At 75.1% G+C, this 14,547-nt stretch carries 13 protein-coding genes; 8 read left to right on the top strand and 5 right to left on the bottom strand.

Annotated elements, in window-relative coordinates:
* Positions 1 to 35: 35 nt before the first annotated feature.
* Entirely contained in the window at positions 36 to 497 is a 462-nt protein-coding gene (locus ACI782_RS25445) for a peroxiredoxin (protein ID WP_456912903.1), read from the bottom strand.
* Positions 498 to 594: 97 nt separating this feature from the next.
* Positions 595 to 1,020 carry a DUF3052 domain-containing protein gene (locus tag ACI782_RS25440; RefSeq protein WP_456912902.1) on the bottom strand — a complete coding sequence of 142 codons (426 nt, stop codon included), beginning with the start codon at positions 1,018 to 1,020 and terminating at the stop codon, positions 595 to 597.
* A gap of 354 nt (positions 1,021 to 1,374) precedes the next feature.
* Between ACI782_RS25440 and aceE the strand changes: the two genes are divergently transcribed.
* Both aceE and ACI782_RS25430 read left to right on the top strand, forming a co-directional pair.
* Positions 1,375 to 4,176, top strand: a complete 2,802-nt coding sequence (gene aceE / locus ACI782_RS25435; RefSeq protein ID WP_456912901.1) for a pyruvate dehydrogenase (acetyl-transferring), homodimeric type — start codon at positions 1,375 to 1,377, stop codon at positions 4,174 to 4,176.
* A gap of 92 nt (positions 4,177 to 4,268) precedes the next feature.
* Positions 4,269 to 5,198 (top strand): FAD-dependent oxidoreductase, encoded by a 930-nt coding sequence (locus ACI782_RS25430; protein WP_456912900.1) that lies wholly within the window; start codon positions 4,269 to 4,271, stop codon positions 5,196 to 5,198.
* A 33-nt stretch (positions 5,199 to 5,231) separates the two neighbouring features.
* On the opposite strand, the gene ACI782_RS25425 is transcribed toward ACI782_RS25430, so the two are convergent.
* The 3 genes from ACI782_RS25425 to ACI782_RS25415 are packed head-to-tail and all read right to left on the bottom strand — an operon-like array spanning position 5,232 to position 7,691.
* Positions 5,232 to 6,437 carry a M20 metallopeptidase family protein gene (locus tag ACI782_RS25425; RefSeq protein WP_456912899.1) on the bottom strand — a complete coding sequence of 402 codons (1,206 nt, stop codon included), beginning with the start codon at positions 6,435 to 6,437 and terminating at the stop codon, positions 5,232 to 5,234.
* A 31-nt stretch (positions 6,438 to 6,468) separates the two neighbouring features.
* Positions 6,469 to 7,005 (bottom strand): pirin family protein, encoded by a 537-nt coding sequence (locus ACI782_RS25420; RefSeq protein WP_456912898.1) that lies wholly within the window; start codon positions 7,003 to 7,005, stop codon positions 6,469 to 6,471.
* Complete coding sequence (locus ACI782_RS25415; RefSeq protein WP_456912897.1) at positions 7,002 to 7,691, bottom strand: phosphatase PAP2 family protein; 690 nt, start codon at positions 7,689 to 7,691, stop codon at positions 7,002 to 7,004. The genes ACI782_RS25420 and ACI782_RS25415 overlap by 4 nt, the downstream gene beginning before the upstream one ends.
* 79 nt (positions 7,692 to 7,770) lie before the next feature.
* On the opposite strand from ACI782_RS25415, the gene ACI782_RS25410 reads away from it, so the two are divergent.
* The 6 genes from ACI782_RS25410 (at position 7,771) to ACI782_RS25385 (ending at position 14,390) form a co-directional block, all read left to right on the top strand.
* Positions 7,771 to 8,949, top strand: coding sequence for a PucR family transcriptional regulator (locus tag ACI782_RS25410; RefSeq protein WP_456912896.1), 1,179 nt, complete (start codon positions 7,771 to 7,773; stop codon positions 8,947 to 8,949).
* Between the two features lie 150 nt (positions 8,950 to 9,099).
* Positions 9,100 to 10,302: an acyltransferase domain-containing protein gene (locus ACI782_RS25405; RefSeq protein ID WP_456912895.1), complete on the top strand. Its 1,203-nt coding sequence runs from the start codon at positions 9,100 to 9,102 to the stop codon at positions 10,300 to 10,302.
* A complete protein-coding gene (locus ACI782_RS25400) occupies positions 10,299 to 11,270 on the top strand; it encodes a beta-ketoacyl-ACP synthase III (RefSeq protein ID WP_456912894.1) in 972 nt (323 codons plus the stop codon). Before ACI782_RS25405 ends, ACI782_RS25400 begins: the two co-directional genes overlap by 4 nt.
* A gap of 77 nt (positions 11,271 to 11,347) precedes the next feature.
* On the top strand, positions 11,348 to 11,587 hold the full coding sequence (locus ACI782_RS25395) for an acyl carrier protein (protein WP_456899073.1): 240 nt from the start codon (positions 11,348 to 11,350) through the stop codon (positions 11,585 to 11,587).
* Between the two features lie 52 nt (positions 11,588 to 11,639).
* Entirely contained in the window at positions 11,640 to 12,881 is a 1,242-nt protein-coding gene (locus ACI782_RS25390; protein WP_456912893.1) for a beta-ketoacyl-[acyl-carrier-protein] synthase family protein, read from the top strand.
* A 96-nt stretch (positions 12,882 to 12,977) separates the two neighbouring features.
* Positions 12,978 to 14,390: an acyl-CoA carboxylase subunit beta gene (locus ACI782_RS25385; RefSeq protein WP_456912892.1), complete on the top strand. Its 1,413-nt coding sequence runs from the start codon at positions 12,978 to 12,980 to the stop codon at positions 14,388 to 14,390.
* The last annotated feature ends 157 nt before the right edge of the window (positions 14,391 to 14,547 follow it).

The raw sequence follows: 14,547 nt of genomic DNA, 5'->3' as shown, positions 1-14,547 counted from the left end.
GTGGCCGGTGCGTCCGGCCACTCCACCCCGAGGGGTCATGCCGCGAGCTTCGACACCGCGTCCTTCCAGCCGGACTGCTGGCGGGCGTCGCCGGGCTGGTTGACCTCGGTGAAGGTGATCTTGCCGTCGGCGTCGACGAGGAAGGTGCCGCGCACGGCCATGCCGGCCTTCTCGTTGAACACGCCGTAGGCCTGCGCGACCGCGCCGTGCGGCCAGAAGTCGGACAGCAGCGGGAAGTCGAGACCCTCCTGGGCCTTGAACGCCTTGAGGCTGAACACCGGGTCGGTGCTGATCGCGAGCACCTTCACGCCGGCGTCGGTGTAGGTGGCCAGCTCGTCGCGCAGCTGGCACAGCTCGCCGGTGCAGATCCCGGAGAACGCGAACGGGTAGAAGACCAGGAGCACCGGGGTGCCGCGCAGGTCGGCCAGGGAGACGACCTGCTTGTCCTGGTCGGGGAGGCTGAACTCGGGCGCGACGTCACCGACGGAGAGGCTCATGGAGCCGATCGTGCCCCACGTGGTGACGGGCGGGAACGGCCCCCTCGCAGGGCCCCGCCGCGAGCCTGCGAGGGGTGGGGAGCGAGGGGGTCCTTCTTCAGCGGCGGGAGCGGGCCGTCTTCGGGGTGACCAGGCGGATCCCCGACCAGTCCTTGGCCGCGGAGACGCTGCTGGTCTGGGTCAGGCCCGCGGTCGGCGCGACCTCGGTGACGTCGCTGGGCTCCACGTGGCCCGGCCGCCCGGACTTGGGGACCAGCAGCCACACCACGCCGTCGTCGGCGAGGGAGGCCAGCGCGTCGGTGAGGGCGTCGAACAGGTCACCGTCGTCCTCACGCCACCAGAGCAGGACGACGTCGGCCACCTCGTCGGTGTCCTCGTCGACCATCTCGCCGCCGGACACCTCGACGATGGAGTCCCGCAGGTCCTCGTCGGCGTCCTCGTCCCAGCCGAGCTCCTGCACGACCATGCCCGGCTTGATGCCCAGCCGGGCCGCCATGCTGGCGCTGCCCGAGTCGACGCTCATCCCTGCTGTTCCTCCATCGGTTCCGGTGCGGACGGCCGGCGCGCACGATCCTGCACGGTCCGGCGGCGGGGTGCTGGGGAAGACCTGGAGCGCGCGGGGAGACGGCGGGCGGCGGACACGACCGGCGGGAGTTGTCCCCGCAGCCTGGTCATGTCACCCCTTCCGTCCGATCCGGTCTCCGGTGCCCCGGTGCTGGGGCGCGCGGCCGTCCGGTGCTACCCGGGCGGTGTTGGCGGGAAGCGTAGGGCATGCCTGGTCAGGTGCAAGCGCTCGAAGGACGGCGTCGCCGCGACCTGCCGTCCCGCCACGTCGCCCGGACGTGACGTGGAGGGGAGCGAGAGAGACGATGTGCTCATGAGCGCACCGCAGCAGCCGGACGGCGACCCCGCCCGCGATGCCAGCCAGGCCCGAGCGGTCATCACCAACGGGCTGCCCAGCCAGCTGGTCGACATCGATCCCGACGAGACCCAGGAGTGGCTGGAGTCGCTGGACGCCGCCATCGACAACGGCGGCCGGGGACGAGCCCGGTACCTGATGCTCCGCATGCTGGAGCGCAGCCGCGAGCAGCAGGTCGGCGTCCCGTCCCTCCGCAGCACGGACTACATCAACACGATCCCGCCCGAGCGCGAGCCGTGGTTCCCCGGTGACGAGCACGTCGAGCGGCGCATCCGGGCGTACATCCGCTGGAACGCGGCGATCATGGTGCACCGCGCCCAGCGGCCGGGGATCGCCGTCGGCGGCCACATCTCCTCCTACGCGTCGTCGGCGTCGCTGTACGAGGTGGGCTTCAACCACTTCTTCCGCGGCAAGGACCACCCCGGCGGCGGCGACCAGATCTGGTTCCAGGGGCACGCCTCCCCCGGCATCTATGCGCGCGCCTTCCTCGAGGGCCGGCTCTCCGAGCAGCAGATGGACGGCTTCCGCCAGGAGGTCAGCCACCCGGGCGGCGGGCTGTCGAGCTACCCCCACCCGCGGCTGATGCCGGACTTCTGGGAGTTCCCCACCGTGTCGATGGGCCTCGGCCCGATCAACGCGATCTACCAGGCGCGCTTCAACCGCTACCTGCACTCGCGGGGCGTCAAGGACACCTCCGACCAGCACGTGTGGGCCTTCCTCGGCGACGGCGAGATGGACGAGCCGGAGTCGCTGGGCGCCATCGGCCTGGCCGCCCGCGAGGAGCTGGACAACCTCACCTTCGTCATCAACTGCAACCTGCAGCGGCTCGACGGCCCGGTGCGCGGCAACGGCAAGGTCATCCAGGAGCTGGAGTCGTTCTTCCGCGGCGCCGGCTGGAACGTCGTCAAGGTGATCTGGGGCCGGGAGTGGGACCCGCTGCTGGCCGCCGACCGCGACGGCGCGCTGGTCAACCTCATGAACGTCACCCCCGACGGGGACTACCAGACGTACAAGGCCGAGGACGGCGCCTTCGTGCGCGAGCACTTCTTCGGCCGTGACCCGCGCACCCGCAAGCTCGTCGAGGCCATGAGCGACAAGGAGATCTGGGCGCTCTCCCGCGGCGGGCACGACTACCGCAAGCTCTACGCCGCCTACAAGGCCGCGGTGGAGCACAAGGGCCAGCCCACGGTCATCCTCGCCAAGACCATCAAGGGCTGGACCCTGGGCAGCCACTTCGAGGGCCGCAACTCCACCCACCAGATGAAGAAGCTGACCGCGGAGGACCTCGCCGCCTTCCGCGACCGGCTCTACCTGCCGATCCCCGACGAGCAGCTCGACAAGACGCTGCCCCCGTACTACAAGCCCGCGCCCGACTCCGACGAGATGCAGTACATGCTCGAGCGGCGCCGGGCCCTGGGCGGGGCGGTCCCGCGCCGGCGGTCGGAGTTCAAGACGCTCAAGGCGCCGGAGGAGAAGGCGTTCGAGGTCCTGCGCCGCGGTTCGGGCAAGCAGGAGGTGGCGACGACGATGGCGTTCGTCCGCCTGCTCAAGGAGCTGCTCAAGGACAAGGAGCTCGGCCCGCGGTTCGTGCCGGTCATCCCCGACGAGGCGCGCACCTTCGGCATGGACTCGCTGTTCCCGACGCAGAAGATCTACTCCCCGCACGGGCAGCGCTACACCGCGGTCGACCGCGAGCTGATGCTGGCGTACAAGGAGTCCGAGCAGGGGCAGATCCTGCACGAGGGCATCAACGAGGCCGGCTCCGCGGCGTCGTTCACCGCCGTCGGGACGTCGTACGCCACCCACGGCGAGCCGATGGTCCCGATCTACATCTTCTACTCGATGTTCGGGTTCCAGCGGACCGGCGACGCCTTCTGGGCCGCCGCCGACCAGATGACCCGCGGGTTCCTGCTCGGCGCCACGGCCGGCCGGACGACGCTCAACGGCGAGGGCCTGCAGCACGAGGACGGTCACTCGATCCTGCTGGCGCACACCAACCCCGCCGTCGTCACCTACGACCCGGCCTTCGGCTACGAGGTCGGGCACATCACCAAGGACGCGCTGGCCCGCATGTACGGCGAGGACCCGGGCGCCCCGCTCGGCGGCTCGCGCAGCCCCGACGTCATCTACTACCTGACCGTCTACAACGAGCCCTACAGCCAGCCGGCCGAGCCGGAGGGCCTGGACCTGCAGGGCCTGCTCGCGGGCATGTACCGCTACGCCCCCGGGCAGGGTGAGGGCCCCAAGGCGCAGGTGCTCGCCTCCGGCGTCGCGGTGCCGTGGGCGCTGCGGGCGCAGGAGCTGCTGGCGAACGACTGGGGCGTCTCGGCCGACGTGTGGTCGGTGACCTCGTGGACCGAGCTGCGCCGGCAGGCCGACGCGGCCGACGAGCACAACCTGCTCCACCCGGAGGAGGAGCCGCAGGTCCCCTACGTCACGCAGCAGCTGCAGGACGCCCCGGGGCCGGTCGTGGCGGTGTCGGACTGGATGCGGGCCGTCCCCGACCTGATCGCGCCGTACGTGCCCGGCGGGATGGCGACGCTGGGCACCGACGGGTTCGGGCTGTCCGACACCCGCCCGGCGCTGCGGCGGCACTTCCACGTGGACGCCGAGTCGATCGTCGTCCGCACCCTCGGCGAGCTGGCCAAGCGCGGTGAGGTCGACCGCGACGTCGTCCGGCAGGCGGTGGAGAAGTACCAGGTCCGGAACGTGCAGGCCGCGCCGGAGGAGGAGCGGTCCGACCCCAGCCCCGCCACCTGAGCGAGGACCCCCTCACCCCCCGCCCCTCGCAGGCTCGCGGCGGCACCCTGCGAGGGGGCCGAGGTCCTGCCTCCGCCGGCGACGGCCCGTCCGTGGCCGTCGTCGGCGGCGGGGTGATCGGCCTGACCTGCGCCCTGGAGCTGGCCCGGGCCGGCGCCCGGGTGCGGGTGCACACCGCCGACCCGCCGGAGGCGACCACCTCGGCGCTCGCGGCGGCCCTCTGGTTCCCCTACCGCGCGGCGCCGGTGGACGCCGTGCTGCGCTGGGGCGCCGCGACGCTGGCCGTGCTCACCCGGCTCGCCGACGACCCGGCGACCGGCGTCGCGCTGCGCCCGGGGACGGTCGTGCACCGCACCCCGGAGCCGGACCCGTGGTGGGCGCCCGGCGTGCCCGGGCACCGGCCGGCCACCCTCGACGAGCTCCCACCGGGCACGCCGGGCGGCACCCGCTGCACCCTGCCGGTGGCCGACGTGGGCCGGTACCTGCCGTGGCTGGCCGGCGCCTGCCGCGCCGCGGGGGTGCAGGTCGTCCCAGGCGGGGTGGCGCGGCTGGCCGACGTCCCCGGGGAGGTCGTCGTCCTGGCCGCCGGCCTCGCCTCTGGGCGGCTGGTCGGTGACGACACCCTGACGCCGGTGCAGGGACAGGTGGTCCGGCTGGCCGACCCCGGGCTGCCCGGCTGGGTGCTGGACGAGGAGAACCCCGCCGGCCTCACCTACGTGATCCCCCGCGGCTCGGACGTCGTGTGCGGCGGCACGGCGGTGGAGGGGGCCACCGGCACCGACCCGGATCCCGACGTCGAGGCGGCCGTGCTGGCGCGGGCCCGGGCGCTGGTGCCCGCGCTGGCCGACGCGCCCGTGCTGTCCCGCGCCGTCGGGCTGCGGCCGGGACGGCCCACCGTGCGCCTCGAGCGCATCGAGGTCGGCGGCCGGCCGGTCGTGACCTGCTACGGCCACGGTGGCTCGGGGGTCACCCTGTCCTGGGGCTGCGCCGCCGACGTGGTCGCCCTGGTCGCAGCGGAGTAGGACGGGCGCGCTCTCCGCGCCGTGGCACCCCGCTCAGCCGGCGAGGGCCTCCAGCGCCATCGCGGCGTGGAGCGCGGCGCCGTCGGGCAGCACGTCCTCGTCGAACACGACCAGGTTGGAGTGGTTGCCGGCCGCCGTGGCCGGGTCCTCCCCCGGCGGGCAGGCACCGAGGAAGGCCATCGCGCCGGGCACCTGCTCCAGCACGTAGGCGAAGTCCTCGGCGCCCATCAGCGGTTCCCGGGCCACCACGCTGCGGTCGGCACCGAGCAGCCCCGCCGCGGTCACCCGCACCCGCTCGGCCACCGCGGCGTCGTTGACCGTCACCGGGTAGCCCCGGCGGTGCTCGAACTCGACGGTCATCTCGTGCGCCGCGGCGACGTGCTCGGCCACCCGGCGCACCGTGGCCACCATGTCGGCCCGCCGCTCCCCCGACAGGGTCCGGATCGTCCCCTCCAGGAACGCCGTGTCGGGGATGACGTTGTCGGTCGACCCGGCCGCGAGGTGCGCCACGGTGAGCACCGCCGGGTCGAAGACGGGCGCCCGCCGGGTCACCGCCGCCTGCAGCGCCAGCACGATCTCGGCCGCCACCGGCACCGGGTCGGCCGCCGTGTGCGGCATCGACGCGTGACCGCCGCGACCGCGGACGTTCACCAGCCAGTGGTCGGCGGCGGCCATCATCGGCCCCGGCCGCACGCTGACCACGCCAGTCGGCTGGTTGGCGAAGACGTGCAGCGCGAACGCCCCGCACACCGGGGCCTCGGGGACCACGCCCAGCAGTCCCTCCTCGAGCATGTACCGCGCCCCGTGGAAGCCCTCCTCCCCCGGCTGCAGCATGAGCACCACCTGGCCGGCCAGCTCGTCGCGCCGCTCGGCGAGCAGCCGGGCCGCGCCCAAGAGCATCGCGACGTGCAGGTCGTGTCCGCAGGCGTGCATCGCCCCGGGCACCTCGGAGGCGAACGGCAGGCCGGTGTCCTCGTGGACCGGGAGGGCGTCCATGTCGGCGCGCAGCAGGTAGGACGGCCCCGGCCGCGCCCCGCGCAGGACGGCGACCGCCGAGGTCGTCGTCTCCCCGACCGTCACCTCGACGGGCAGGTCGGCGAGCTCACCCAGCACGGTGGCCTGCGTGGTCGGCAGGTGCAGGCCGATCTCGGGGTGGCGGTGCAGCCGACGGCGCAGGCCGACGGTGCGGTCGGCGTCGGCGCGCGCCGCGGCGAGCAAGTCCGGAGCGGAGGTCGGCATTGCCCCACTCTGCCCGAGGAGCTGCCGCGGCTCAGTCCGACGCCCAGGCAGGGCGGGACGTGTCCAGCTGCCACACCAGTGCGGTCGCCGGGCCGTCGATCGCCCCGCCGTCCTGCCGGTGCACGCGCACCTCCTCCGGCGTGACCAGGACGAGCAGGCCGGCCGGCACCTCGGCCGGGGCGCGGCCCACCCACAGGCGGGCGTCGGGGCGGTCGAGGTCCACCCAGCCCTCCGCCGCCGGGTGGACGACGTGGGAGGCGCCGGCGGACGGCGCGGCGCTGCGCAGGTAGGTCTGCAGCACCCGGGCCCCGGCCTCCCCGGCGACCTCGTCGTGCTCCAGGCCGGTCCCGGCCCGCAGCACCGCCACGTCGCCGGCGCCCATCCGCGCGCCGTCCCGCCAGCCGTGGCGCAGCGCGCCGTCCAGGACCACGGCCACGACGTCGACCGCCCGGTGCGCGTGCCGGCCGTAGCCCGCCCCGGGGGCCAGCCGGTCGTGCGCCATCCGCAGCAGCGGACCCAGCGAGCCGTCGTCCGGCTCGAGCAGTACCTCCGACTCCAGGCCGTTCACGCCGGGTCCCGGGGCGGCAGGGCGGCGCGGCCGCCGGGGAGGGCGCCGAAGGCCAGCGCCAGCGCGAGCGTCCAGGCCACGCCCAGCGCCCAGCCGCCGACGACGTCGGACAGGAAGTGCACCCCGAGCCACATCCGGGTCAGCCCCACGAGGACGACGAGGGCCGCCCCGCCGGTGACGGCCCACCGGCGCGCGCGAGCCGACAGCCGCGGCCAGGACAGGACGAGGGCGACGGTCACGAGCGTGGCGATGCCCGACGAGTGCCCGCTGGGGAAGCTCAGGCCGCCGTAGCTGAGTCCGCCGTCCTCGAACGCCGGCCGGACCCGGCCGACCAGCTCCTTGAGCAGCACGGTCAGGGGGCCGACGGTCACGTTCGCGGCGACCACGAAGGCCGCCGTCCACCAGGCGCGGCGGGTCCCCAGCCAGAACAGGAGGGGCAGGGAGACCAGCACGCGGAACCAGACCACACCGGGCGTGGTGAGCACCTCGAGCAGCAGGCCGGTGGCCACTGAGCGGTCGTCGCCGGCGTACAGGGCGTGGCTGACCGCCTCGTCGAGACGGACCTGCGGGGCGAACCCGATCAGCACGCCCGCACCGAGCGCGCCGAGCACGGCGAGGCAGCCGCCCACGGCGGCGACCGCCCGCCGGCGGGCGGACGCCGCCCTGTCCGCCCGGAGCACCACCACGTCCCCACTGTCCCCGACGGGGGGCCGGCGGGACCACCGGCCCCGCCGGGGTGTCGGGGATCCGTGACAAGGTGGGGTCGTGCCCGACCGGGACGACCGCCGCCCGCCGTCCGCCGCGACCCTGCGGCGGCTGGAGCGCGCCTCCGGATCGCTGGCCACGCGGGCCGTGGCGCGGATGGACGAGGTCCTCCCCTGGTTCCGCACCATGCCGGCCGACCAGCGCTCCTGGGTGATGCTCGTGGCGCAGGCCGGCATCGCCTCGCTCGTCGAGTGGTGCCGCACCCCGACGCGGCCACCCCGGCTCACCGGCGAGGTCTTCGGCGCCGCGCCGCGCGAGCTGGCCCGCGTCGTCCCGCTCAAGCACACGGTCGACCTGATCAAGGTGACCGTGGAGGTGATGGACGACTTCGTGGAGTCCGTCGCCGAGCCGGGGGACGCCGACGCGCTCCGCCTGGCGGTGCTGCAGTTCAGCCGCGAGGTCGCCTTCGCGACGGCGCACGTCTACGCGAGCTTCGCCGAGAGCCGCGGCGCCTGGGACGCCCGGCTGGAGGCGCTCGTCGTCGACGCGCTGGTCCGCGGGGAGCGGACCGAGGAGCTGTCCGGGCGGGCCTCGGCACTGGGCTGGGCGGCGATGAGCCCGGTCACCGTCGTCGTCGGGGCCGCCCCGACCGACGGGGACGCGCACGCGGCCACCCGCCGGGCCGCGCGGCAGATGCGCAGCGAGGTCCTGGTCGGGGTGCACGCCGACCAGCTGGTCGTCGTCCTCGGCGGCACGGAGGACCTCGAGGCGGTCGCTGAGCGGGTCAGCGACGAGTTCGGCCCCGGCCCGGTGGTCATCGGTCCGGTCGTCGACGGCCTCAGCCGGGCCGGCGACTCGGCCGCCGCCGCCCTGGCCGGTCTGCGAGCCGCCCGCGCCTGGCCCGGGGCGCCCCGCCCCGTCCCCGCCGACGCGCTGCTCCCCGAGCGCGCCCTGGACGGCGATCCCACGGCGCGGGCCACCCTGCGGGAACGAGTCGCGCTCCCGCTGCAGACGGCCGGCGGCGAGGTGCTGGAGACCGTCCGGGCGGTGCTCGCCAGCGGGGGCAACCTGGAGGCGAGCGCCCGCACCCTGTTCGTGCACCCGAACACGGTCCGGTACCGGCTCAAGCGGGCCGGCGAGCTCACCGGGATGTCGGCCACCGACCCCCGCGGGGGCTGGACGCTGCAGGTCGCGCTCGCCCTCGCCGCTCTGGACGAGGACCGTTCCCTCTGGCACTGACCCGCGGGCTTCAGTGTGGTTCCCACCACCGGTACTCGCACAACGCGCCGGAGATCCCCCTTCCGTTGTAGGAACCCTCCAAAGAGCAGCCCCGTGGTTTCGTGCCGTTCACCACCGCGTCACCCGGCGTCGTCTGACACGGTGAGGGACGTGCTGGCCGTCCTCGCCCCCGGACAGGGTGCGCAGAAGCCCGGGATGCTCACCGACTGGCTGGAGCTCCCCGGCGCCGAGTCCTTCTTCCGCTGGGCCGGCGCCATCGCCGACGCCGACCTCCTCGAGCTGGGCACGACCGGCGACGCGGAGGCGATCAAGGACACCGCGGTGACCCAACCGCTCGTGGTGGCGATGAGCCTGTTCATCGCCCGCGAGCTGGGCGGGCTGCCCGGGCCGGTGCCGCACACACCGCAGGCTGGCCGGGACGTCGTCATCACCGGCCACAGCGTCGGCGAGCTGACCGCGGCCGCCCTGGCCGGGGTGCTCAGCGTCGAGGCGGCGATCGCCCTGACCGCCGTTCGCGGCCGGGCCATGGCCGCCGCCTGCGCGCAGACGCCCACCGGGATGTGCGCCGTCCTCGGCGGGGACCCCGACGAGGTCCTCAAGGCGCTCGACGAGCACGGCCTGGTCCCGGCGAACGTGAACGGCGGCGGGCAGGTCGTCGCCGCCGGGCCGCTGGACGGGCTGGCCGCCCTCAAGGCCGACCCGCCGGCCAAGGCGCGGATCGTCCCGCTGTCGGTCGCCGGCGCCTTCCACACCGACTACATGGCCTCGGCCCGCGCGGAGCTCGAGGGCCTGGTCGGTGGGCTGCGGCCGGCCGACCCCAGCCGGCTGCTGCTGTCCAACGCCGACGGCGCCGCGGTGACCTCCGGCGCCGAGGCGCTGTCCCGGCTGGTCAGCCAGGTGACCAGCCCGGTGCGCTTCGACGCCTGCCTGGCGACGCTGCGCGACCTCGGCGTGACAGCCGCGATCGAACTGCCGCCGGCCGGGGCGCTGGCCGGCCTGGCCAAGCGGGAGTGGAAGGGCGCGGGCATCGAGGTGCTCGCGGTCAACGGCCCGGCCGACCTCGATCGCGCGCGTGAGCTGATCGAGGCCGAGCGCGCCCGCGCCGAGGCCGTCCACCTGCCCGACTGGCGGGTCGTCGTCTCGCCGGTGCGGGGCACGGTCAGCCCCGCCGACGTCGCCGAGGGCACGCGCCTGCCGGCCGGCACCGCGCTGGGCCGCATCCGCAGCCGCCGCGAGGACGTCAACGTCTCAGCCGCGTACGACGGGGTACTCGCCGAGTGGCTCGTGCAGGACGGCGACGTGGTCGACGCAGGAGACCCGATCGCCCGGCTCTACCCGGAGGTGTCGGAGTGACCACCAGGATCAAGCTGCGCGAGGGCGCGCCGGGTGCGCGGCTGCTGGGCCTGGGCGCCTACCGGCCGCGGCGCCGGGTGACCAACGACGAGCTCGCGCAGGTGATGGACACCAACGACGAGTGGATCCGCACCCGCGTCGGCATCGCCGAGCGGCGCTGGGCCTCCGAGGACGAGTCGCTCGTCGAGATGGCCGTCGCAGCCGGCGGCAAGGCGCTCGCCGCCAGCGGGCTGGCCCCCGACGAGGTCGACCTGGTGATCGTCGCCAGCGCGAGCCTGCGGGCGCCGATCCCGGGCATCGGTCCGCAGGTCGCCTACCGGCTGGGCATCCCGCGGCCGGGGTCGTTCGACCTCAACGCCGGGTGCGCCGGCTTCTGCTACGCCCTCGGGGTGGCCGCCGACGCGATCCGCACCGGGTCGGCGCGCCACGCGCTGGTCGTCGGCGCGGAGCGGCTGACCGACGTCACCGACCTCACCGACCGGTCGACCGCGGTGATCTTCGCCGACGGCGCGGGCGCCGCGGTGGTCGGCCCGTCGGACGAGCCGGCGATCGGCCCGGTGGTCTGGGGCAGCGACGGCGACCAGCACAACGCCATCGAGATCGCCGCGGGCAGCTCCACGATGACCATGGCCGGCCAGGCGGTGTACCGGTGGGCGACCACCCGCCTCACCGAGACGCTGGTCGAGGCGATGGAGACCGCCGGCGTCGGGCCCGAGGACATCGACGTCTTCGCCCCGCACCAGGCCAACCTGCGCATCGTCGAGTCGATGACCAAGCGGCTCGGCTTCGGCGAGCGGACGGTGGTCGCCCGCGACATCGTCCAGTCCGGCAACACCTCCGCCGCCTCGGTGCCGCTGGCGCTGACCGCCCTGCTGGAGTCCGGCGAGGCCAAGAGCGGCGACCTGACCCTGGTGCTCGGCTACGGCGCCGGGCTCACCTTCGCCGGTCAGGTGTTCCGCCTGCCCTGACGGGCACTACAGACCCTCGGGCCACAAGGGCCCGACGGCGGGCCCCCCCGCCCACCCGAGAGAGAGGACCCACGCGCGTGAGCGAGGACATCCAGAGCGGTCTGGCCGAGATCCTGGAGGAGGTCGCCGGGGTCGCGCCGGCCGACGCCACCCCGGAGAAGTCGTTCACGGAGGACCTCGACGTCGACTCCCTGTCGATGGTCGAGATCGCCACCGCGGTCGAGGACAAGTTCGGCGTCGCGATCCCCGATGACGAGCTCGGCAACATCAAGACCGTCGGCGACGCCATCAGCTACATCCAGAAGAACCGGGGCTAGAGCCTTCCCGGCGCCCCCGACCCCCGGCCGCACGTCCCAGGAGGAACCCGTCATGAGCACGTCCGTCGGCGACGTCGTCGTCACCGGCCTCGGAGCCACCACGCCGCTCGGAGGCGACGTCGCCACCACCTGGGACGCACTGCTGGCCGGGCGGTCGGGGGTCCGCCGGCTCGAGGACGAGTGGGTCAAGCAGTTCCCGGCCCAGCTGGCCGCGACCCTGGCCACCGACCCCGCCGAGCAGATCGACCGCGTCCGCGCCCGCCGGCTCGACCGCAGCCAGCAGGTCGCGGTGGTCGCCGCCGAGGAGGCCTGGCGCGAGTCGGGCGCCGCCGACGCCGGCGTCGCCCCCGAGCGGGTCGCCGTCGTCTTCGGCACCGGCATCGGTGGCGCGCTGACCCTGCTCGGTCAGGACGACGTCCTGGAGCAGAAGGGCCCCAAGCGGGTCTCCCCCTTCACCATCCCGATGCTCATGCCCAACGGTCCGGCGGCGGCGGTCGGCCTGGCCGTGGGCGCCAAGGGCGGCGTGCACGCCCCGGTCAGCGCCTGCGCGTCGGGCGCCGAGGCGATCCGCTGGGGCCTGGACCTCATCCGGTTCGACCGCGCCGACGTCGTCCTGGTCGGTGGCGCCGAGGCCGTCGTCCACCCGCTGCCGATGGCCGGGTTCGCCGCGATGCGGGCGATGAGCACCCGCAACGACGAGCCCGAGCGCGCCTCCCGCCCGTTCGACAAGGCCCGCGACGGCTTCGTCCTCGGCGAGGGCGCGGCCGCGCTCGTGCTCGAGCGGGCCGACGCCGCGAAGGCCCGGGGCGCCCGCGTCCACGCGCGCCTCGCCGGCGCCGGCGCGACGGCCGACGGCTACGACCTGGTCGCCCCGCACCCCGAGGGCGAGGGCGCCGGCCGGGCGATCGCCGCCGCCATCCGCGACGCCGGGCTCACCCCCGCCGACATCGGCCACGTCAACGCGCACGCCACCTCCACGCCGGTGGGCGACACCGCCGAGGCCGCCGCGATCCGCAACACGATCGGCGACCACGTGCTGGTGACCGCCACCAAGAGCCAGACCGGGCACCTGCTCGGCGCGGCCGGGGCGCTGGAGTCGGTGTTCACGATCCTCGCCCTGCGGGAGCAGGTCGTCCCCGCGACGGCCAACCTCGACGACCCGGACGACGACGCCGCCGTCCAGGCCCTCGACATCGTGCGCCGCGAGCCGCGGCGCGCCCAGCTCACCGCCGCCGTCAACGACTCCTTCGGCTTCGGCGGGCACAACATCGCCGTGGTGTTCACCACCGCCTGAGAGAGGACCCCCTGACGGGTCCGGCACCGCCGCGGTGCCGGATCCGCGATGGCGCACGCCCAGGCACGCCCGACCCGGAGAGGCCCGGACACCCCCGTGACGACCCTGATCCCCGCTCCCCTGCCCCCTGCCGTCGACCCGCGGGACCCCGAGGACCGGCTGCAGCGGTTCTTCGACGCCGGCTCGACGACCCTGCTCGTCCCGCGCGACACTTCCGGCGTCGTGGCGGCCCGGGGCACGGTGGCGGGCACCCCGACGATCGCCTACTGCACCGACGCCACCGTCATGGGCGGCGCGATGGGTCTCGACGGCTGCCGGCACATCGTCGACGCCATCGACGCGGCCCTCCGCGAGCGGGTCCCGGTCGTCGGGATCTGGCACTCCGGCGGCGCGCGGCTGGCCGAGGGGGTGACGGCGCTGCACGCGGTCGGTGAGGTGTTCGCGGCGATGGTCCGGGCCTCGGGGCGGGTCCCGCAGATCTCCGTGGTGCTCGGCCCCGCCGCGGGCGGTGCCGCCTACGGGCCGGCGCTGACCGACCTGGTGGTCATGGGCCCGGCCGGCCGGGTGTTCGTGACCGGCCCCGACGTCGTCCGCTCGGTCACCGGGGAGGACGTCGACCAGGAGAAGCTGGGCGGTCCGGACACCCACGGCCGGCGCAGCGGCGTCGTCCACGTCGTCACCGACTCCGAGCAGGCCGCCCTGGACACCGCGCGGACCGCCGTCGACCTGCTCGCCGTGCAGGGCTCGTTCGCCCCGGCCGCCGGGGAGCCGGACGTCGACCTGCGGGCGCTGCTGCCCGAGCAGCCGCAGCGGGCCTACGACGTCAAGCCGCTGGTGGCCGCCGTCCTCGACGGACCCGGGCTGGAGCTGCTCCCCCGCTGGGCACCCAACGTCGTGACCACCCTCGGCCGGCTGGCCGGGCGGACCGTCGGGGTGATCGCCAACAACCCGCTGCGGCTGGGGGGCTGCCTGGACTCGGCGTCGGCCGAGAAGGCGGCGCGCTTCGTGCGGATGTGCGACGCCTTCGGCGTCCCCCTCGTGGTCCTCGTGGACGTCCCGGGCTACCTGCCCGGCGTCGGCCAGGAGTGGGACGGCGTGGTGCGGCGCGGCGCCAAGCTGCTGCACGCCTTCGCGGAGGCGGTGGTGCCCCGGGTGACGCTGGTGACCCGCAAGTCCTACGGCGGGGCCTACATCGCGATGAACGCCCGCGCGCTGGGCGCGACGGCGGTGTTCGCCTGGCCGGGGGCCGAGGTCGCCGTGATGGGCGCCAAGGCCGCCGTGGGCATCCTGCACCGCAAGGAGCTGGCCGCCGTCCCGCCCGCGGAGCGCGAGGCGCTGCACGCGCAGCTGGCCGCCCAGCACGAGCGGATCGCCGGCGGCGTGAACCGGGCGCTGCAGATCGGCGTCGTCGACGAGGTCGTCGAGCCGGCGCGGACCCGGCGCCGGGTGGTCGAGGCGCTCGCGGCGGCGCCGGCCGGGCGCGGTGCGCACGGCAACATCCCGCTGTAGCGGCCGGCAACGGCAACGGGGCCCGGCACCTCCCCAGGTGCCGGGCCCCGTCCGCGGAGCCTGTGGTCCTCCCGCCCCCCCATAACCCACCACCTCCCGAAGACCCGACCCGAGCCAAAGACCAGACGGCCGGAGCCCACAGCCCCTCGTACTACGA

It is taken from the genome of Geodermatophilus sp. SYSU D00703 (genome assembly GCF_054050155.1).
Note: the sequence above shows the minus strand (reverse complement) of the source record. Positions and strands in the feature narration are given on the sequence as shown.

What these genes read in the sequence shown, in the direction of transcription:
- ACI782_RS25445 (WP_456912903.1), bottom strand. Translation starts at nt 497, where the DNA reads ATGAGCCTCTCCGTCGGTGACGTCGCGCCCGAGTTCAGCCTCCCCGAC.
- ACI782_RS25440 (WP_456912902.1), bottom strand. Translation starts at nt 1,020, where the DNA reads ATGAGCGTCGACTCGGGCAGCGCCAGCATGGCGGCCCGGCTGGGCATC.
- aceE (WP_456912901.1), top strand. Translation starts at nt 1,375, where the DNA reads ATGAGCGCACCGCAGCAGCCGGACGGCGACCCCGCCCGCGATGCCAGC.
- ACI782_RS25425 (WP_456912899.1), bottom strand. Translation starts at nt 6,437, where the DNA reads ATGCCGACCTCCGCTCCGGACTTGCTCGCCGCGGCGCGCGCCGACGCC.
- ACI782_RS25390 (WP_456912893.1), top strand. Translation starts at nt 11,640, where the DNA reads ATGAGCACGTCCGTCGGCGACGTCGTCGTCACCGGCCTCGGAGCCACC.